Consider the following 20,276-nt stretch of genomic DNA (forward strand, 5'->3'; position numbering starts at 1 on the left):
ACTTTTTATTCCGTTGACAAAAGCTCGTTGCAGTTAGCTGCACCTTTCTGCACCTGCGCTTTTTTCATAAAGCAACCTTTAAAAACTGGAGGGAAAACAGATGGACTTTGTATTGAGCAAAGAACAGCAAATGGCACGCGCTCTGTTTAGAGAGTTTGCCGAAAATGAAGTAAAACCTCTCGCGGAAGAAGTCGATGAGACCGAACGCTTCCCCGAAGAAACCGTCGAAAAGATGGCGAAACTCGGCATGTTGGGTATTTACTTCCCGAAGAAGTACGGCGGCGCAGGCGCTGACGTGCTTACTTATGCGATGTGCGTTGAGGAGCTGTCTAAAGTTTGCGGCACCACCGGCGTTATCGTATCCGCTCACACTTCTCTGTGCTGCGCACCCATTTATGAGCACGGCACCGAAGAGCAGAAGATGAAATATTTGCCGAAGCTTTGCAGCGGCGAATGGATCGGCGCATTCGGCCTTACTGAGCCCAATGCAGGCACCGACGCTTCGGGCCAGCAGACCACTGCTGTTCTCGAAGGCGACCACTACGTGCTGAACGGCTCCAAAATCTTCATCACCAATGCTGGCTACGCACAGGTCTTCGTTGTTTTTGCAATGACCGACTCTTGCGCTGGCAACCACGGCATCTCTGCTTTCATCGTAGAGCGTGATTTCCCCGGCTTCTCTGTTGGTAAACACGAGAAAAAGATGGGCATCAAAGGTTCTTCTACCTGCGAGCTGATCATGGAAGACTGCATCGTTCCGAAAGAGAACCTGCTCGGCCAGGTAGGCAAAGGCTTCAAGATTGCTATGCAGACCTTGGACGGCGGCCGTATCGGCATTGCTTCCCAGGCACTCGGCCTCGGCGAGGGCGCTGTTGACGAAGCTATTGCTTACACCAAAGAGCGCGTTCAGTTTGGCCGTCGTATCTCCCAGTTCCAGAACACTCAGTTCCAGCTGGCTGATATGCACACCAGAATGCAGGCTGCTCAGTTCCTCGTTTACTCTGCCGCAATGAAAAAAGAAGCACACGTACCTTACAGCATGGATGCTGCTATGGCAAAACTGTTTGCTGCTGAGGCAGCAAGCGACGTAACCCGTCGTGCAGTTCAGCTGTTTGGTGGCTACGGCTACACCCGTGAGTACCCGGTAGAGCGCATGATGCGCGATGCTAAGATCACTGAGATCTACGAGGGCACCAGCGAGGTTCAGCGTATGGTTATTGCTTCTGCGCTGGGCGTAAAATAAGAAGGAGGACTGAGATTTATGAAAGCTATCGTTTGTGTAAAGCAGGTCCCGGATACCTCCGGCAAAGTCGCTGTCAATCCTGATGGTACTCTGAACCGTGCATCTATGGCTGCAATTATCAACCCCGATGACAAGAGCGCTCTTGAGGCTGCTCTTCAACTGAAAGACAACACCGGCTGCGAAGTCGTTGTCGTTACCATGGGCCCGCCCCCGGCAGAAGGCATGCTCCGCGAGCTGCTTGCTATGGGCGCTGACCGTGCTGTGCTCGTTTCCGCTCGTGAATTCGGCGGTTCCGACACCTATGCAACTTCCCAGATTCTTGCTGCTGCTATCAACAAAATCGGTCTTGAGAGCGATGACGTTGTATTCTGCGGCCGCCAGGCAATCGACGGCGATACCGCTCAGGTTGGCCCGCAGATCGCTGAGAAGCTGCACCTGCCCCAGATCACCTATGTTGCTGGCGTTGAGAAAGTGGAGGCTGGCAAAGTTGTCTGCCGCCGCGAGCTCGAGGACGGCTACATGATGATCGAAACCGCTACCCCCTGCGTGCTGACCTGCCTCAAAGAGATGAACGAGGCTCGTTACATGAGCGTTTCCGGTATTATGGAGTGCTACGCAAAACCGATGGAAGTCTTCAACTACGAGACTCTTAAGGACGATCCCCTGATTCAGATCGACACCATCGGCCTGAAAGGCTCTCCGACCAACATCTTCAAATCCTTCACTCCTCCCCAGAAGGGCGTTGGCATGATGATGGAGGGCGCTGACAAAGCGACCTGCGCAAAACTTGCTGGCATTCTGGCTGGCAAACACATTATCTAAGAGAAGGAGGAAGAAAGAATGGCTACTTTTAACAACACTAACCTCGCCGATTTCAAAGGCGTATGGGTATTTTGCGAGCAGCGCGCTGGCGTGCTCATGCCCACTGACTTCGAACTGATCTCTGAAGGCCGCAAACTGGCTGATGAGCTCGGTGTTGAGCTTTGCGGCCTGCTGCTCGGCGACAACGTCGAAGGCCTTGCAAAAGAGCTTGGCGGCTACGGCGCAGACAAAGTTCTCGTTTGCGAATCCCCGCTGCTGAAAGATTACACCACCGATGCTTACACCAAAGTTATCTGTGATGTCATCATGGAGCAGAAACCGGAAATCTTCCTGATCGGCGCTTCCAACATCGGTCGCGACCTCGGTCCCCGTTGCGCAGCTCGCCTGCACACCGGTCTGACCGCAGACTGCACCCACCTCGATGTTGACGTCAACAAATACATCAACTTCCTCAAAGAGAGCTCCACTTTGGACCTCTCCACCCAGAAGTTCGATATGGAAGATCGCAACCTGAAGATGACCCGTCCGGCATTCGGCGGCCATCTGATGGCTACCATCATCTGCCCGCGCTTCCGTCCCTGCATGTCCACCGTTCGCCCGGGCGTTATGAAAAAAGCAGAGTTTGACCAGGCTAAAGCTGATGCTTGCCAGATTGTGAAACCTGCTTTCACCCTGACCGAAGACGACTGCAAGACCAAAGTGCTTGAGATCGTAAAAGCAACCAAAGAGCTGGTCGACCTGACCGGTGCTGAAGTTGTCGTTTCTGTTGGCCGTGGTATCAGCAAAGACGTTGAGAAGGGCATTGCTCTGGCTCACGAGCTGGCTGACGTTCTCGGTGGCGTTGTCGGTGGCTCTCGTGCTACCGTTGACGCAGGCTGGCTGTCTGCTGACCACCAGGTTGGCCAGACCGGCAAAACCGTTCACCCGCGCATCTATGTTGCTCTGGGCATCTCCGGCGCTATCCAGCACAAAGCTGGTATGCAGGATTCCGAGTGCATCATCGCAGTCAACAAAGCTTGCAACGCACCCATCTTCGAGTGCGCTGACTATGCTATCGAGGGCGACCTGTTCAAGGTTGTTCCGATGCTGATCGAAGAGTTCAAAGCTGCAAAAGCTGGCAAATAATCTTTGATTATAAAACCCCGAGGCCTTATGGCTTCGGGGTTTTTGTTTTGTTGTGTTTCATTAATTGGCCGGTATCCTTACAAAGTAGCACACTTTCATATTGTGTTTTGATTGCTGCTGTAATAGCATGCAAAACGCCAATATGAGTGAAAAATGTTCTGCAAATAAGCGGTTATCGCGACAATCAGAGCAGTTTCCTACTTTTTCGGTGCTAAAATAATAAGATGTGTGGAAGAAAACAACCCTTTCTGTAATTTGTGAAAATCGTGTGTTTTTGAAGTGGAAATGCTTGCCAGGTCGTTATAAATGGAGTAAAACAAAATTTATAGCCCGCTTGGCCGGGCGGCGCTTTGCTTACGGCAGAGCGCGAAACCTGTGAGAAAGGATATTTAGCTTTTGAAACAGATTAGTGATAAAATTCAAAACAGCCGCCCCGCGAGCATTATTTTGACCATATGGGCATTATGTGGCTTTCCACTTCTGTGTCAGCTTTTTACCGAGTGGGTAAGAATTGGTGAATGGCACGAAACCGTACGCGCATTTGTACGCCAGCTTCCGCTGGCCCTGCTGGGAACTGTAGTGCTAAGCCTTATCATGACAGGAATTTACATTCTTAGCAGGCGGATATGGATTTCTACCCTTGTGGTAGGGCTGCTGATGCTTACAGGAAGCTTTGTTAACTTTTATAAAATTACCTACCGCGGAGACCCGCTATTGCCAAAAGATTTATTGCTGGCTGTGGACGCGGCAAAAATTTCTTCGGGCCTCGGGCTCAAGCTTACCTACCAGATGGGCTTTTTCTTTTTCTTTGTAGCGCTTTCGGTTTGTGTGCTTTTGCCGGTACGCAGCGTGTTTGCAAAAAAAGGATGGAAAGCCTTTGGTGCACGCGTGCTGATTTGCCTTGTACCGGCGGCGCTTTGTGGTGTTTATTTGAAAACAGTGCTCTGGAATAAAAAAGTGCAGACTCACTTTGGTGTCGATACTTCTCAGTTTTACCCGATGCAATCTTATCAAAAAGCAGGGTTTGTAACTGCATTTTTGATGTATTTTGGTGCGTTAGAGCCTGCGGTGCCCGAATATTATAGCCCCGAAACAGTGCAGGCTGCTGCTGCGGCACTGCCCGTGGGTGAGCACTCGACGCAAAAACGACCGGATGTCGTTGTGGTAATGCTCGAAAGTTACTATCACCTTGATAACCTGCCGGGTCTTGTGTGCGACACCGATTTGACAAAAAACTATGACCGATATGCCAAGGAAGGCATTTCGGGTGACTATATTCCGGATAAATATTCTGGCGGAACCGAGAGTATGGAGTTCGGTGCACTGACTGGCTTTTCCACCTCGTTTTTACCGACTGGATCCATACCCTATATGGAATACGTGAATGGTGAGTTTCCATGCTACCCGCGTTTTATGAAAGAGCAGGGGTATAAAACTATTGCGCTACACTCGTTCGACCTTTCAATTTATCGCAGAAACGAAGTTTACCCGGCCATGGGATTTGATCAAGTGTACGGGCGCGATGACTTTGTAAGCCCCGCTATGCACGGCAATTTTATTGATGATACCGAGACCGCTCGTAAGGTCATATCTCTGTATGAGGATGCCACAGCAGACGGCAGTAGTGTGTTTATGCATACGGTTACGGTGCAGAACCACATCCCGAACCAACCCGGCGAATACCCAGAAGATTACAGCGTGAATATTACGATGCCGGGAATTTCCGATTACAGTGCCCAAAGCCTGAAAAGCGTGGCCACCGGCTTGCGCGATGTGGATGATGCCATTGGGATTCTTTTGGATTATTTCTCGCAGTCTGACCGCGATGTGGTGGTGCTGATTTTTGGCGACCACCAGACGGCCATTGGCGACCAAGAAGGCAAAGAGCTGCTGGATGAGCTGCCCGAATTTACCCAGCTTTCGGACGAAGAAAAAGAGCTGCGCACCCACCATGCCCCTTATTTGATGTGGTCTAATTTTGAGACGCGCAATGCCGAAACCGCTGGTGCGATGCCGCCGTATCAACTGCTTGCGACGATGCTAAAGGATTATAATGTGGTGCGCCCCGCCTGGTTTGACTGGCTGGCAGACACCACGACGACGCTGAAAGGCGTTAACCTGGGACGCGTAATTGAGCCGGACGGTACAGTGGGCGGCATTGTTGCGGGGGCAAACGAAAAGCAATGGAAAGTATTGCACCAGCAAAAAATATTGCAGTACAACGCGATGTTTGGAGATGGCAGCGCAAAACAGCGCATGTACCAATAAAATGGGCACAAGAAAAACGTGCAAAAAGCCGGATGATATTGTAAAATAGAACCGAAACGAAATAGAGCATGTGACAACACTGCGCAAAGCAGCGCTTGCCGCAAAAGGAGCTTTGCAATGATTTTTGCAGTTTTCATCGGCGTGTTGGTGCTTTGCGTCATCACCGGCGTTTCGGTTGTGGTAGCGTTGGTATTTGGCTATGGCCTGTTTGCGGTGGGGGCATACCGCCGCGGCTGGGGCTGGCGAGACATTTTGCAAATGTCTTGGGACGGTATAAAAAAAGCAAAAAATATGGTGGCCATGTTTTTGCTGATAGGCACCATTACCGGTATTTGGCGCGCTTGCGGTACCATTCCCTGGATTGTATATTTCAGCACCGGGCTGATTGACCCGCGCTTTTTTACTCTCTGTGCTTTTTTACTCTCTACAATGATGAGCATTCTCATCGGTTCCAGCGTGGGTGTTGTTTCGACCATGGGGTCGGTATTGATGATTGTTGCCTCTCTTATTGGGGCAGACCCGATTATCACAGCGGGCGCGGTGATTTCAGGCGCCTATGTCGGAGATCGCGCTTCGCCGATGTCCTCCTGCGGTCGGCTTGTCTGTGAACTCACAGACCTTGATTATTATGAAATTATCGGACGTTGGTGCCGCACGGCCGCCTTTCCGTTCTTCATCAGTGCCGCGGTGTACTTTTTCTTTCGAACTTCGGCAAGCGCAGATACCACCGCGGCGGTAGCAGAGCTGGCGAAAACTTTTCAGCTGCCATGGGTAGTGGCATTGCCAGCAGTGGTGCTTTTGGTGCTGGCACTTTTTAAAGTGAACGTGAAAGTCAATATGCTGGTGGGTGCTGTGCTGGGGGCTGCGCTTTGCATGGCGGTGCAGCATACTGGATTTTGGGAAACGCTTTCTGCGATTTTTCTGGGGTTCCATCTGCCGGCGGAACACCCGCTTGCCACGATGATGAACGGCGGGGGAGTCATTTCAATGGTGAGACCTGCGTTTATCGTTTCTTTCTCTTCTGCTTATATTGGTATATTCGAAAAGACAGGAATGCTTTCCGGCGTAGAAGCTTTCAGCGAAAAAATGGCACAGAAAATCGGCACTTATTTTGCGACGTTTGTCACTGGCTTTTTTGCGATTGGATTTAGCTGCAACCAAACGCTGGCCGTTTTGCTTGCAAACCAGGTTTGCCGGAAAAACTACGGCGACAAGAAACAGCTGGCAGAAGACCTTTCTAACACGGTGGTTGAGGTAGCGGCTTTGGTGCCATGGAGCATTTCCTGCTCGATTCCGCTTGCTATCTTAGGTGTGGGGCCAGCGGCAGTACCCTTCATTTTTTATGCTATTCTGTCGCCGGTTTGTCAGTTCTTTTACCGGCGCAAGTATCCAATTATCCCACCTGAAGCTGCCGAAACGAAACAAGAAGTAATCCAGCCGGTCGCGAACGCGCAATAAAATAAAGATAAAAAAGGACAGCTCCCAATTTTGCAATTTCAGCTTTCTGGTAAGCAAAAGCATGGAATCGGCAAGATATAAAAACAGGGTCTCCTCGTTATTGCTAACGAAGAGGCCCTGCATTATTTAAAGGTATGAAAAAATGCTCGGCTGATTTGGGCGAGGTTAAAACGCTACCACGACACCGCCATCATTGGCATACACGGTGGAAAGGCCTCCGGTGGGCACAACCAATACCTCGCGCAGTGCGGGGCACTTGGCCAGCAGGTCTTTTTTCAGCGAAATGCCACGCTCAGGGCAGTTGCACTGGCTTAAAACCAGTAACAGACTTTTTTCAGCAGCATTGGCAGTGGTTTCGGCGATGATTTCCACCAGACGCTTCATGGCGTTGGCGGTGCCACGCACTTTCTCTTTGCAGGCAATTTCGCCGTGACCATCTTCGCACATCACCGGCCGCAAGCTGAGCATACTGCCAAGTACACCGGCTGCCTTGCTTACACGACCATTTTTAATGAGATTATCAAGGCTTTCCAGCACAAAAAAAGTGTGCATTTTATTTTTGGCAAAATCATCTGCCTTGGCGCAGATTTCTTCGAAAGAAAGCCCGGCGGAAATTAACTCATGCAGCAACAGCACAAGCCGCGTTTCGCCCGCCGAAGCCGATTCAGAGTCCAAAATAAAAATCTTTTTATCTGGCTCATCTTCCAGAACCATGTCACGTGCTACTACGGCAGAATTATGGCTGCCGGAAAGTTTGCTGGACAATGTAACGACAATGCATTCATCGGCAGCACGCATGGCAGCCGCGTAGTCTTCAGGTGAAGGGCAGGCAGAGCCGGATCCTTCTTTGCTGTGCTTCATCTGAAACAGCAGGTTCTTAATATCGAGAGTCTCGTCGTCGACAAGCTGCAATTCTTTGCCCACAAGCAATTTAAGCGGAATCAAATCCAGCTCCATGAGGTTTTTAAGCGCGGGCGTTACATCGCAGCAGCTATCTGCGAGAATTTTTATTGCCATAAAGTCCTCCTGCCGCCGGGCGGCTCTTCGTTCATTTTTAAAGTCGTTCTTTTCATTGTAAAATGTGCAAAACGATTTGTCAAATAAAGCATTGCCGAAGCGGGGCAGCCGTGCTATGTGGCCCACAATTCCGGCAGTTTGCACCAAAAACCAAAAAAACTCCTACTTGTAATTATACCCGGCGTTTGTTACTATTCTGTGTATTGAAAGCAAAAAAATGAGGGGAAGCGGTAAAATGGTGGAAAATAAAGTAACAGAATTTTTTAAGGCGAAAGGTTTTCCCCTTGTTGCACAGTTTACCGGCGAAGATACTGCCACTGTAGCGAAAGCGGCAGCGGTGCTTGGAGTAGAAGAAGGCCGTATTGCAAAAAGTTTGGCTTTTTTGCTCAAAGATGGCACGCCCATCGTTCTCGTCGCCGAGGGCACAGCGCGTATTGACAACCGTAAGTACAAGGATACCTTTGGTTGTAAGGCTGTCATGCTCAGCCACGAGGACACACTGCAGGTAACCGGCCACCCGGTAGGCGGTGTGTGCCCCTTTGCACTGCCCGAAACAGTCAAAGTGTATCTTGATGCTTCTCTAAAAAAATATGACACCGTGTTTCCGGCGGCAGGCACCCCCGACAGCGCCGTTTGTGTAGAGGTTGCACGGTTCAGCGAATATACCGGCGGTGAATGGGTAGATGTATGCAAACTGCCCGAAGCCGCGCTCTAATTTTGTCCAGAAGCCGAAAAGCGCGCAGCAGTGCTTTTCGGTTTTTGCTTTTTTCTTAATCACTCACACATTTAAAGGAGAGGACTATGAAAACAGACATCGAGATTGCACAGAGTACCCAGATGGCACCCATTGCCGAAATCGCTGCAAAGCTAGGCCTGCAAGAGGAAGAATATGCCCCTTATGGCCGCTATAAAGCGAAAATCGACCACAGACTTGTCGCACGTATGGCAGGGCAACCGGATGGCAAGCTCATTCTTGTTACCGCGATTAGCCCCACCCCTGCGGGCGAGGGGAAAACCACCACCAGCGTAGGGCTGGCAGATGCCCTTACCGCGCTGGGCAAAAAGACGATGCTTTGCCTGCGTGAGCCTTCGCTGGGCCCTGTATTCGGCGTAAAAGGCGGCGCGGCGGGTGGCGGCTATGCACAGGTTGTCCCCATGGAGGACATCAACCTGCACTTTACAGGGGATTTGCACGCGATTGGCGCCGCAAACAACCTGCTTGCAGCATTGGTAGACAACCATATCTACCAGGGCAACGCACTGGGGATTGACCCGCGCCGTGTGACATGGAAACGCTGCATCGACATGAACGACCGCCAGCTGCGGTTTGTGACCGACGGCCTTGGCGGCAAAGCAAACGGCACCCCGCGCGAAGACGGCTTCGACATTACGGTTGCTTCCGAAATCATGGCGATTTTCTGCCTTGCTACCGACCTTGCGGATTTGAAAGCACGCCTGTCCCGCATTGTCGTGGGCTACACCTATGCGGGTGAGCCGGTGACAGCAGGAGAGATTCATGCGGCCGGTGCGCTTGCTGCGCTGCTCAAAGATGCGTTTGACCCGAACCTGGTGCAGACGCTGGAGCGCACCCCTGCCATCATCCACGGTGGGCCGTTTGCGAACATTGCGCACGGCTGCAACAGCGTAATTGCTACCCGCCTTTCTGCAAAGCTTGCAGATTACGTCGTTACCGAAGCAGGCTTTGGCGCTGACCTTGGCGCAGAAAAGTTTTTGGACATCAAGTGCCGTCTTTCCGGCTTGCGCCCCTCTGCTGTCGTACTGGTGGCCACTGTACGTGCGCTCAAGCATCACGGCGGCTGCCCCAAAGATGCACTTTCGGTTCCGTCGGTGGAATACCTCGAAAAAGGTCTGCCGAACCTTGCACAGCACATTGAGAACATGAAAGGTTTTGGTCTGCCGGTTGTCGTTGCCGTAAACGCATTTCCTACCGATACCGCCGAAGAAAATGAGGCTATTTATGCGCTTTGTGCAAAGCTTGGCGTACCATGCGCGCTGTCTGAAGTGTTCGCCAAGGGTGGCGAGGGCGGCAAAGCGGTAGCCGAAAACGTGCTGGCGCTCATCGATGCACAGCAGCAGGTACCGGAGCTGCAATTCACCTATGCGTCTGATGTAGGCTTAAAGGAGAAAATTCTCGCAGTCTGCAAAAATATCTACCGGGCGGATGATGTAACTTTCTCTGCCGCTGCGCTGAAATCGTTGGCGCAGTACGAGCAAATGGGCTGCGGTAACCTGCCGGTTTGCGTCGCGAAAACACAGTATTCGTTCAGCGACGATGCAAAGCTGCTTGCTGCACCCAAAGGTTTTGTGATGAATGTGCGTGACGTTCGTCTTTCTGCCGGTGCTGGGTTTGTTGTTGTTATTATGGGCGCCATTATGACAATGCCGGGCCTACCCAAAAAGCCTGCTGCCGAGAATATCGACCTCGACGAAAATGGCAAAATCAGCGGCCTGTTTTAAGTTGGTTTACCTGCTTTTTTATTGCCAAACAATTCTTCACCCAAAGCGCCTTTCGCCGTATAGCGAGGGGCGCTTTTTGCATATAAAAAAGCCAGAAGCAATAATTATTTAATTTTCTTAACAAAACATAGACAGTTTTTCAAAGCCGGTGGAATTCTGGCGTGTTTTGTGGTAGAATACAAAATGAGTTATTGTGGATAATTGCGTGCAGAAAGCAGCATGTTGAAACCATTAAATAAGGAGAGGACTATGGGAAAATTTAAAGTAACACAGACCGCAATTCCGGGCGTTATGATTTTGGATCCGTCTGTATTTGGCGATGCCCGCGGTTATTTTATGGAGACTTATTCCAAACGCGATTTTGCTGAAATCGGCATTGATAAAGAGTTTGTGCAGGACAATCAGTCTAAGAGCACCAAAGGCGTGCTGCGCGGACTTCACTTCCAGAAAGAGCACCCGCAGGGCAAACTGGTGCGCGTGGTTTCGGGCGAAGTGTTTGATGTTGCTGTTGACTGCCGCCCCGGCAGCGCAACCTACGGCAAATGGGAAGGCGTTGTGCTCTCCGCAGAGAACAAGCGTATGTTCTATATCCCCGAAGGGTTTGCGCACGGCTTCCTCGTGCTTTCTGACGAGGCGGAGTTCACTTATAAGTGCACCGATTTTTACACCCCCGGCGATGAGGGCGGCGTGCCTTATAACGACCCCGATATCGGCGTAGAATGGCCCCAGGTAGAAGGCAACTGGCTGCTTTCTGAAAAAGATGAGCATCATGAGCCGTTTGCAAAACAAGATTTTGTCTACTTTAAAAAGTGGCTGTAAAAAAATAGCGCAGCGTTTGCTGCGTGGGAAAAACGCGGACAACCCTTGTGTCTGCATTTTGCTTGCGGCCTAACCGCAGCAAGCACCCGAGAAAGGAATGGTCAACAAGATGGCGAAACTGAAACCCTATTTTCAGGATTTTTGGCGTTATCGTCCGCTGCTGCATAATCTTATCAGCCGCGATATTAAAGTAAAATACCGCCGCAGCGCGCTGGGTATCATCTGGAGCGTACTGAACCCCTTGCTGATGATGATTGTTATGTATGTCGTCTTTAGTGAGATCTTCAATATGGCACAGTTGAGCCGGGGTGAAATCAGCGTAAACTTCGCAGCGTATCTGCTCACTGGTCAGCTGGTCTATAACTTCTTTTCCGAAGCGACACAGATGGCAATGTCCAGTGTGCTGGGTTCTGCGCCGCTGATTAAAAAAGTATATATCCCCAAATATCTTTTCCCGCTCGAAAAAGTAGCGTTTTCGTTCGTGAATACGATGTTTTCGCTGATTGCATTGGTCTTGGTTCTGGCCGTAACCCGTACGCCGATTCATGTGACGATAGGTTTATTTTGGGTGCCGCTGGTTATTCTGTTTGTCTTCAATTTTGGTGTAGGGCTTTTGCTTGCCGCAGCCACGGTATTCTTTCGTGATATTATGCACCTTTACGGTGTCTTGGTAATGGCGCTGATGTATCTCACCCCGATTATGTATGATGTTTCCATTCTGCCGGGCTGGGCGCTCAAATTCATCCCGTTTAACCCGTTATACTGGTTTGTCAGCATGTTCCGCGGGTTTGTAATTTATGGCGAGATGCCGAGCCTGAACTGCTGGATTGGCACCTGTGGCTCTGCAATTGTTGCGTTGCTGGTTGGCTTGTTCGCCTTTAAAAAGACTCAGGATCGCTTTGTTCTTTATATCTAAACATTAGCTGAAAAAGCCAGAAAGGGAACGGTACAAACGAATGAAAGTGATTGAAGTCAATAACGTGACCATGCGTTTTAACATGGCAAAAGAGCGTGTGGACAACCTCAAAGAGTTCTTCATCAAAAAAGCAAAGGGTGCTTTAAAATTTGAAGAGTTTTATGCCCTCAAGGGCGTTTCCATAGAGGTGGAAAAAGGCGATGTGTTTGGCCTTGTAGGACTCAATGGCAGCGGTAAATCTACGCTGCTTAAAATTGTTGCAGGCGTGCTGAAACCCACCACCGGCACTGCCAAGGTAAACGGAACCATCGCTCCGCTCATTGAGCTGGGTGCAGGTTTTGACATGGACCTGACCGCGCGCGAAAATATCTATCTCAATGGTGCAGTGCTCGGCCTCAGCACCAAATTTATTGATTCTAAATTTGATGAAATCGTCGAGTTCTCTGAACTGCGTGATTTCCTTGATGTACCGCTGAAAAACTATTCTTCCGGCATGGTGGCGCGCATTGCGTTTGCGATTGCAACCGTCACCAAACCGGACGTATTGATTGCAGACGAGATATTGTCCGTAGGTGATTTTCTGTTTCAGAAAAAGTGCGAAGACCGCATGAGAGAACTCATGAGTGGCGGCACCACCGTGCTGATTGTCAGCCATTCGATTGATCAGATTGAGCGCCTGTGCAATAAAGTGGCATGGCTTGACCATGGCAACTTGAAAATGTGCGGCCCAGTAGATGAGGTGTGTGCGGCCTATAAAAACCTGGACCCCACCGCAGCACAGCAGCAGGCAGAACATCGTAATAGATAATTACAAAAGGAGCCGGCCCATGAACCCGAGCGAAACCAACCAGCAAATGAATGAGCAGGATACTGTCGGCAAGGCCATTAAGCGCAATCTCTCACCGAAAAAAGCGCTGGACCTTGCGGGGCGCGGCATCCATTGCCTTACAACCCGCGGTGTGGAAGCGACCGGCCGCGAGATATCGTTTCGCGTTAATTTAATGCTGAAGCGTGACCCGTGGCAGCACCGTGCCGATTTGCCGTTGCGGCGTGAACTCGCCCAGCAGCGCAAAACCACACTGCCGTATATGCCGCTTATTAGCATTGTAGTGCCTGTATATAATACACCACTCGTTTATCTGAAAGAGCTGGTGGAATGTGTGCTGGGCCAGAGCTATGCTCATCTGGAGCTGGTGCTTGTAAATGCCAGCAGTGTCGACCACCCCGAGGTGGGCGAATACTGCGCAACGCTGACTGACCCGCGTGTGAACTGCATTCGCCTTGCCAAAAACGGCGGCATTGCGGCAAACACAAATCTCGGTCTTGCCGAGGCCAGCGGCGACTATGTGGCGCTGCTCGACCATGATGATATAATTTCTCCGAATGCGCTGTTTGAGGTGGTTCAGGCCATCAATGAAACACAGGCGGAACTGCTTTATAGCGATGAGATTGTGCTGGGTTCAGATTTGAAAGCACTAAAAGACTATCACTTTAAGCCTGATTATTCGCCCGACACGCTGCGCGGATGCAATTACATCACGCATTTTCTGGTATTTAAGCACGCGCTGCTTGAGCAAATAGGCGGAGGCGAAAGTAAAGAGTACGACGGTGCGCAAGATTATGATTTAATTTTGCGGCTTTCAGAAAAAGCCAACAAAGTACATCACATTCCCAAGGTGCTGTACTATTGGCGCAGCCATGAAAATTCCACTGCCAGCGATATGTCTGCGAAACCCTATGCAATTGAAGCGGGTGCAAAAGCGATTGCGGCTCATTTAAAACGAGTAGGACTTTCGGGCATCGTTACCCCCATCAAAGATGGACCCGGCAGCTACCGTGTCAGCTACGAAATCAACGGTGATCCCATGATTTCGGTAATGATTCCGAGTAAAGACCATGTGGAAGATTTGCGCCGCTGCCTGGATAGCCTTTATGCCCGCGCAGGACATCAGAATTTTGAGGTGCTGGTGCTGGAGAATAACTCCACCGAGCCGGAAACGCTGGCATTTTACGAGCAGGAACTGCCCAAATATCCGCGCTGCCGTCTGCTGATTTATGAGGGGCCCTTCAACTTTTCGGCCGTCAATAATTTTGGCGCCAAGCAGGCAAAAGGCGAGCATTTGTTGCTACTCAATAACGATATTGAATTTTTGAGCGACAATGTGCTGACTGAGCTGCTGATGTATTCGCAGCGTGAAGACGTCGGTGCAGTTGGCGCAAAGCTTTATTACCCAGACGAAACCATTCAGCACGCAGGTGTCTTTTTTGGGCTTGGCGGCACGGCTGGCCATAGCCACAAAGGCTTGCCGCGCGAAACCAAAGGCAATATGTACCGCGTTGCTACCGTGCAGAACCTTTCTGCCGTTACCGGTGCCTGTCTGATGGTGAAAAAATCGCTCTACGAAGCGCTTGGCGGCTTGGATGAAGAAAACTTTGCCGTTAGCTATAACGATGTAGACTTCTGCCTCAAGCTTCGTGAAAAAGGCTTGTTAAATGTTTTTACGCCGTTTGTAGAAGCGTACCATTACGAAAGCAAAAGCCGCGGCCTTGACACCAGCGGCCCCAATGCAGAGCGCTATGCTGCTGAAAAACAGCGCTTTATTAAAAAATACCAAGCCTTTTTGGGCGAGGGCGGAGATCCGTATTACAATCCGCACCTCACGTTAAAATACGAAAACTACGGTTACAAATAACCACAGGAAAGAGGACTCCGCATGCTCCGACTCAAACGACTCTCTGAGCTGTTCGCCCTGTTCTTCCAAATGATTCGGGAGGACGGGCTGGGCTATACGCTCGGCCGCGCAACTGCGTTTTTAAAACGCCGTCTGCGTTCCAAAAAAGGGCGCTTTTTGCCCGGCAAAGAAGAGCTGGCGCGTGAGCGGGAAACGGACTGCTCCGCATTCCCAAAACTTAGCATCTGCACCGCGCTTTATAACACCGACCCTAAATTTCTGCGAGAGTTTGTGGAAAGCTTTTTACACCAAACCAACCAGAACAGCGAGCTTTGCCTTGCTGATGCCAGCGATGATGCGCATGGGGCAGTAGGGCAGTACATTGCCGAGATAATGCAAAAAACAGACCGGGTAAAGTACGTAAAGCTGGAAGATAATGGCGGTATTTCGGTAAATACCAATGCGGCGGCACAGCTTGCCACCGGCAGTTATCTTGCCCTTGCCGACCATGATGATATTCTGGCGCCAAATGCCTGCTATGTTATGGCAAAAGCGGCAGCAGAAACAGGCGCAGACTTTCTATACAGTGATGAAGCACTGTTTACCACCGACTATCTGCGTCCCTCGACCGGGCATTTTAAACCCGACTTTGCACCGCATTATTTGACCGGATGTAACTATATTTGCCACCTTGCGGCCTTTAAAAAAGAACTGTTTTTCGAGGCAGGCGGGCTGGATGCTGCATACGATGGCAGCCAGGATCACGATTTGTTTTTCCGGCTGACCGAGCGCGCAGAAAAAATTGTGCATCTGCCCAAGGTTCTGTATTACTGGCGTGTTCACGCAGGCAGCACATCGGGCGGTGTCGAGGCAAAGCCTTATGTTGAAGAAGCTGCAATGAAAGCCATTGACGCACACCTTGCCCGTACCGGTGTAAAAGGGCATGCTGTTAAAGGCAAATTCCCCTCTACTTATAAAGTAGAATACGAGTTGCCGCAGCCTGCGCCGCTGGTCTCTATCCTGATTCCCAACAAAGATCACACCGATGATTTGGAAAAGTGCCTTGCCGCACTTTACAGCAAAACCACTTACCCCAATTTTGAGGTATTGGTCATTGAAAACAATTCTACCAAGCCTGAGACTGAAGCATATTATGAGTCAGCTCCGGCGCGCTACAAAAACCTTAAAGTACTGCGCTATCAGGGCGGCTTTAATTTTTCTGCTATCAACAATGTTGGGCGGGCGGCAGCCAAAGGTGAGTATCTTGTGCTGCTGAACAATGACGTTGAAGTATTGACCTGCAATTGGATAGAGGAAATGCTTGGCCTTTGCAGCCAGCCCGAAACCGGCGCGGTAGGGGCAATGCTTTATTATCCGGACAACACGATTCAGCATGCCGGTGTGATTACCGGCCTTGGTGGCTTTGCAGGGCATAGCCATAAATACGCAGCACGCGGGCACAGCGGATATATGTTTCGCCTTGCGACGGTGCAGGATTTTTCTTGCTGCACCGCAGCGATGCTGATGGTGAAAGCCTCTGTCTACGATGAAGTGGGTGGACTGGATGAAGAATTCAAAGTTGCCTTTAACGACGTGGATTTCTGCCTTGCCATCCGCAAAGCAGGGTACAGCGTGGTGTTTACGCCCTATGCCGAGGCCTACCACTATGAGAGCAAAAGCCGTGGCCTTGACAAAAAAGGCGAAGCGAAAGAACGGTTCGACGGCGAGCGCGCCCGGCTGAAAGAACGTTGGGGAGATGCGCTTTTGCATGACCCCTTCTATAACCCCAATCTTACCCTCGATATGGAGAATTTTTCAGAAGCAGCGGTGCTGCCGAAAGACTGACCGAAAGGGCGGCGAACAAGATGATCCTGAAAAAGACGGCCAAGCGGATTGGCGTTTTTGCCTATTTTGATGCAGACGGCGTGGTGGACGATTATGTCCCGGTGTTGGTTGCTTCGGTGGCCGAGCATTGCGATTACCTGCTGTGCATGGTGAATGGCAAGCTGAACCAAGAAGACGACGCTAAGCTGCGCGCGGTGGCGGATGAAGTCTGTTACCGCCCTAACGAAGGCCTTGATATTACTGCCTACAAAGAAGGCTACTTCCGTCTGCGCGATGCAGAATTGCTAAACGAAGCGGATGAGTTGCTTTTCTTTAACCAAACCGTGTTTGGCCCCGTTTATCCGTTGCAGACGATGTTTGCAGAGATGGCTGGGCGCAACCTCGACTTTTGGGGATTGACCCATCATAAAGGGCTGAACGCTGATTTGACCGGTACGATTTGGGATAAAGTGGAATATGGCTACATTCCGCCTCATATTCAAAGTTATTTCTTCGCCGTGCGGGGCAGCTTGCTTCATGATGCAAAATTTGACGAGTATTGGAATACGCTGCCGGTGCTGCACAATTATGTAGAAGCAGTCAGCCTGCACGAGATGCGGTTTACCAAATATTTTGAAGATTTGGGATTCCAGGGGGCGCCTTATCTCGACTGCACTGAGTGGGAAAGCTATATGGATTACCCGCTTATGGGTATGCCGATTGAGATGCTGACCCAAAAGCATACGCCGTTTGTGAAGCGCAAAAGCTTTTTTTCTGCCCGTACTGAGTATCTTTCGGTACCGCAGGGGGCAGCTGGCGGCGACTTGCTGCAATACCTTGCAGACCAAACAAATTACGACATCGGCTTAATCTTGCAAAATCTGACCCGCACCGTGCCGGCGTCTGTTTACACAATGGCACTTACGCCTTGCGCACAGCCTGCAAACCGACTGGCAGAGGGCAGCACAGCCGCCATCCTTTGGTTGGATAGCCCCGCTATGGTGTCTGCGGCAACTAAAACGGCACAAAGCCTGCCGGCCGGCAGTGCGGTGTTCTGCATTGCTGCCGATGCCAAGCTGGCCCAAAAGCTGCAAGAAGCCCTGCCCGATGCTTCGGTACAGGTTACTTCGCAACCTGCGCTTGCTTATGCGGCAGAGCAAATTTTGCCGCAGCTGGAAGGTTACGAATATCTGCTTTACCTGCCGTTGGCAATGCCGGAAATTTCTTACGAGCTGCTGAACCGCACGCTGGCAGAAACGACAGCAGCCGCGCTGGGAGATGTGCCTACGGATATTGCGATGCTCAGCCGCCTTGCTGGCGTGGGCATGCTATGCCCCTTACCGGATACCTTGGGAGATCATTTTCTCATCCAAGTACCGCTTGCAGAACTGCCGCAGCTGGCATCTTTATTGCGCCAAACCCCGCTCAAAAAGCTGCCGCTCGGTAAAACCTTATTGCGGATGCCGCAAAGCGCATTTTTCTGCCGCACAGAATTGCTGGAAGGCTTTGCTGACCTGCCGTGGGCTGAGATAGAAAAAGCGAATGGAACCGATTTTATACTGCCACTTTTTGCGCAGAGCAAAGAGGTTCTCTGTGGATTTGCGCTGCCTTGGCAAACCGCAGTGCGAGAGCTGTGGAATGCAAAAGAACAGCTGAGCCGGCTTGCGGCGGTAGCAGAAACGCCGGAGCATCACAAGATTGACTTGATTGAGTTTCGGATGCAGGGCATTGTGAATTTTTATAACGAGCGCCGTTACAGTATGACACTGGACCAGGCTTACACGATGCCGCTTGGATTTAAAGATAAGCTGTTTATTATTCTGCGTATTTTACTAAAACCGCAGACTTTTGCAAAACTCTACCGCCTGCTTCATCACGGGCAGGATATCCCGCCTGACCACCGAGATGAAAACCTCCCCTGAACGATGGCAGCTGACGCTGCAAAATAGGAACTGCACGCCGGTGTTACCCGGTATGCCGCCCCGAAATAAAAGAGAGACAGGAGACTATTAATTACTATGGAAAAGAAAGCAATCATTATTGGTGCCGGGCCGGCTGGCCTGACTGCCGCGTATCGGCTGCTGACAGAAACCGACGTGAAGCCGGTCATCCTGGAAGAAAGTGATGTAATCGGCGGCATTTCACGTACCGCTGTTCATGGCGATAACCGTATTGACATTGGTGGTCATCGCTTTTTCTCGAAAAGCAGTGAGGTAACTGACCTTTGGAAGCAGATTATGCCGCTGCAAGGTGCGCTTGCAAAAGATGATAGAATTCTTGGCCGCGAAAAACCGCTGGTTGAGGGTGGCCCCGACCCCGAGAAAGAAGAGCATGTCATGCTGATACGCGACCGCGTATCCCGCATTTTCTACCTGCACAAGTTTTTCGATTATCCCATCTCGATGCGCCCGGCAACCTTTATCAATATGGGCTTTGGCCGTACCATGAAAGCGGGCTTCGGCTACCTTGGCTCAATCGTTCATAAACGCGAAGAAAAGTCTCTTGAGGATTTTTACATTAACCGCTTTGGTCGCCCGCTTTACGAGATGTTCTTCGAGGATTATACCGAGAAGTTATGGGGCGTACACCCTTCGCAGATTGCGCCGGATTGGGGTGCACAGCGCGTTAAAGGTCTTTCTCTTTGGAAGGCATTTATCTCCATTTTCAAAAACACCAACGAAACCAGCTTGATTGAACAGTTCTGGTATCCGAAAAAAGGACCCGGACAGCTTTGGGAAACCCTTGCTGAAGAGGTTCAGCGCCTTGGCGGCGAGATTCATTTCCATCAGGAAGTGGTTAAAGTTGCCACACAAGACGGTCAAATTACCTCGGTAACGGCACGGGATGAAGCAGGCAGCGAAACCGAATACACCGGGGATTACTACTTCTCCACCATGTCGGTGAAAGACCTTGTAATTGCCATGGGCGATAAGGTTCCCGAGCCTGTTCGCTCAAATGCGGCGAACCTGCCGTACCGCGATTTTATCACGGTGGGCTTGCTTGTAAATAAGCTTCAGCTTGAAAATAAAACAAAAGCAAAAACACTGGGCAACATCGTACCCGACTGCTGGATTTATATGCAGGAACGTGAGGTTCGTGTGGGGCGCCTCCAGATTTTCAACAACTGGTCTCCGTATATGTTGAAAGATCCCGAGCACACCGTGTGGATTGGCATGGAATACTTCTGCGATGAAGGCGACGAGATGTGGTCTAAATCCGACGAGGAATTCACGAAATTTGCAATTGGAGAGCTGTCTCAGATTGGGGTTATCAATCCCAAAGATGTGCTTGATAGTGTGCGTATCCGCATCAAAAAAGCATACCCTGCTTATTTTGGCACTTATGCTGAGTTTGACGGCATCCGCAGCTACCTAGACGGCTATGAGAATCTCTTCTGCATCGGCCGAAACGGCCAGCACCGCTACAACAATATGGATCACTCGATGCTCACTGCAATGCGTGCAGTAGACCTCGTCCGCGCAGGGTCGACAGATAAATCGGCATTGTGGGACGTAAATACCGAAGAAGAATATCACGAAACAAAAGCCAATTGAGGTGACGACGCGCAGCAAACAGCCTGTGCAAAAAGGTGCCTTGCAGAATGAAGGCAGTGCGCTTTGATGAAAACAGGCGG

Annotated in this window: 15 protein-coding genes; 14 read left to right on the forward strand and 1 reads right to left on the reverse strand. The window is 50.6% G+C overall.

Translation table 11 applies throughout. The features are described 5' to 3' along the window. Positions 1-100: 100 nt before the first annotated feature. The 5 genes from C1A11_RS07145 (at position 101) to C1A11_RS07165 (ending at position 6,916) form a co-directional block, all read left to right on the forward strand. Entirely contained in the window at positions 101-1,243 is a 1,143-nt protein-coding gene (locus tag C1A11_RS07145; protein ID WP_102049799.1) for an acyl-CoA dehydrogenase, read from the forward strand. Positions 1,244-1,261: 18 nt separating this feature from the next. Next, complete coding sequence (gene acrB, locus C1A11_RS07150) at positions 1,262-2,065, forward strand: acryloyl-CoA reductase electron transfer subunit gamma (RefSeq protein ID WP_102049800.1); 804 nt, start codon at positions 1,262-1,264, stop codon at positions 2,063-2,065. Positions 2,066-2,083: 18 nt separating this feature from the next. Continuing rightward, positions 2,084-3,190 (forward strand): acryloyl-CoA reductase electron transfer subunit beta, encoded by a 1,107-nt coding sequence (gene acrA, locus C1A11_RS07155; RefSeq protein WP_102049801.1) that lies wholly within the window; start codon positions 2,084-2,086, stop codon positions 3,188-3,190. Positions 3,191-3,586: 396 nt separating this feature from the next. Continuing rightward, on the forward strand, positions 3,587-5,458 hold the full coding sequence (locus tag C1A11_RS07160) for an LTA synthase family protein (RefSeq protein WP_102049802.1): 1,872 nt from the start codon (positions 3,587-3,589) through the stop codon (positions 5,456-5,458). 117 nt (positions 5,459-5,575) lie between these two features. Next, positions 5,576-6,916: a Na+/H+ antiporter NhaC family protein gene (locus C1A11_RS07165; RefSeq protein WP_102049803.1), complete on the forward strand. Its 1,341-nt coding sequence runs from the start codon at positions 5,576-5,578 to the stop codon at positions 6,914-6,916. 165 nt (positions 6,917-7,081) lie between these two features. Here the strand turns inward: C1A11_RS07165 and C1A11_RS07170 are convergent, their stop codons facing one another. Then, entirely contained in the window at positions 7,082-7,933 is an 852-nt protein-coding gene (locus tag C1A11_RS07170) for a DegV family protein (protein WP_145995736.1), read from the reverse strand. A 235-nt stretch (positions 7,934-8,168) separates the two neighbouring features. Here C1A11_RS07170 and C1A11_RS07175 point away from each other — a divergent pair, with 235 nt between their 5' ends. The 9 genes from C1A11_RS07175 to C1A11_RS07215 all read left to right on the forward strand — a co-directional run bounded on the left by C1A11_RS07175 (position 8,169) and on the right by C1A11_RS07215 (position 20,196). After that, a complete protein-coding gene (locus tag C1A11_RS07175; RefSeq protein ID WP_102049805.1) occupies positions 8,169-8,648 on the forward strand; it encodes a YbaK/EbsC family protein in 480 nt (159 codons plus the stop codon). 86 nt (positions 8,649-8,734) lie between these two features. Next, complete coding sequence (locus C1A11_RS07180) at positions 8,735-10,411, forward strand: formate--tetrahydrofolate ligase (RefSeq protein WP_102049806.1); 1,677 nt, start codon at positions 8,735-8,737, stop codon at positions 10,409-10,411. Between the two features lie 249 nt (positions 10,412-10,660). After that, entirely contained in the window at positions 10,661-11,230 is a 570-nt protein-coding gene (gene rfbC / locus C1A11_RS07185; protein WP_102049807.1) for a dTDP-4-dehydrorhamnose 3,5-epimerase, read from the forward strand. A gap of 109 nt (positions 11,231-11,339) precedes the next feature. Then, complete coding sequence (locus tag C1A11_RS07190) at positions 11,340-12,146, forward strand: ABC transporter permease (RefSeq protein WP_102049808.1); 807 nt, start codon at positions 11,340-11,342, stop codon at positions 12,144-12,146. A gap of 40 nt (positions 12,147-12,186) precedes the next feature. Next, complete coding sequence (locus C1A11_RS07195; RefSeq protein WP_102049809.1) at positions 12,187-12,954, forward strand: ABC transporter ATP-binding protein; 768 nt, start codon at positions 12,187-12,189, stop codon at positions 12,952-12,954. 19 nt (positions 12,955-12,973) lie between these two features. Further along, positions 12,974-14,839, forward strand: a complete 1,866-nt coding sequence (locus C1A11_RS07200; RefSeq protein WP_102049810.1) for a glycosyltransferase family 2 protein — start codon at positions 12,974-12,976, stop codon at positions 14,837-14,839. 21 nt (positions 14,840-14,860) lie between these two features. Beyond that, positions 14,861-16,663 (forward strand): glycosyltransferase family 2 protein, encoded by a 1,803-nt coding sequence (locus C1A11_RS07205; RefSeq protein ID WP_102049811.1) that lies wholly within the window; start codon positions 14,861-14,863, stop codon positions 16,661-16,663. 20 nt (positions 16,664-16,683) lie between these two features. After that, positions 16,684-18,564 carry a rhamnan synthesis F family protein gene (locus C1A11_RS07210; RefSeq protein ID WP_102049812.1) on the forward strand — a complete coding sequence of 627 codons (1,881 nt, stop codon included), beginning with the start codon at positions 16,684-16,686 and terminating at the stop codon, positions 18,562-18,564. 96 nt (positions 18,565-18,660) lie between these two features. Then, on the forward strand, positions 18,661-20,196 hold the full coding sequence (locus C1A11_RS07215; protein WP_102049813.1) for an NAD(P)/FAD-dependent oxidoreductase: 1,536 nt from the start codon (positions 18,661-18,663) through the stop codon (positions 20,194-20,196). Positions 20,197-20,276 lie beyond the last annotated feature (80 nt).

This window comes from Pygmaiobacter massiliensis (genome assembly GCF_900199435.1).
Taxonomy (GTDB): Bacteria; Bacillota; Clostridia; order Oscillospirales; family Ruminococcaceae; genus Pygmaiobacter; species Pygmaiobacter massiliensis.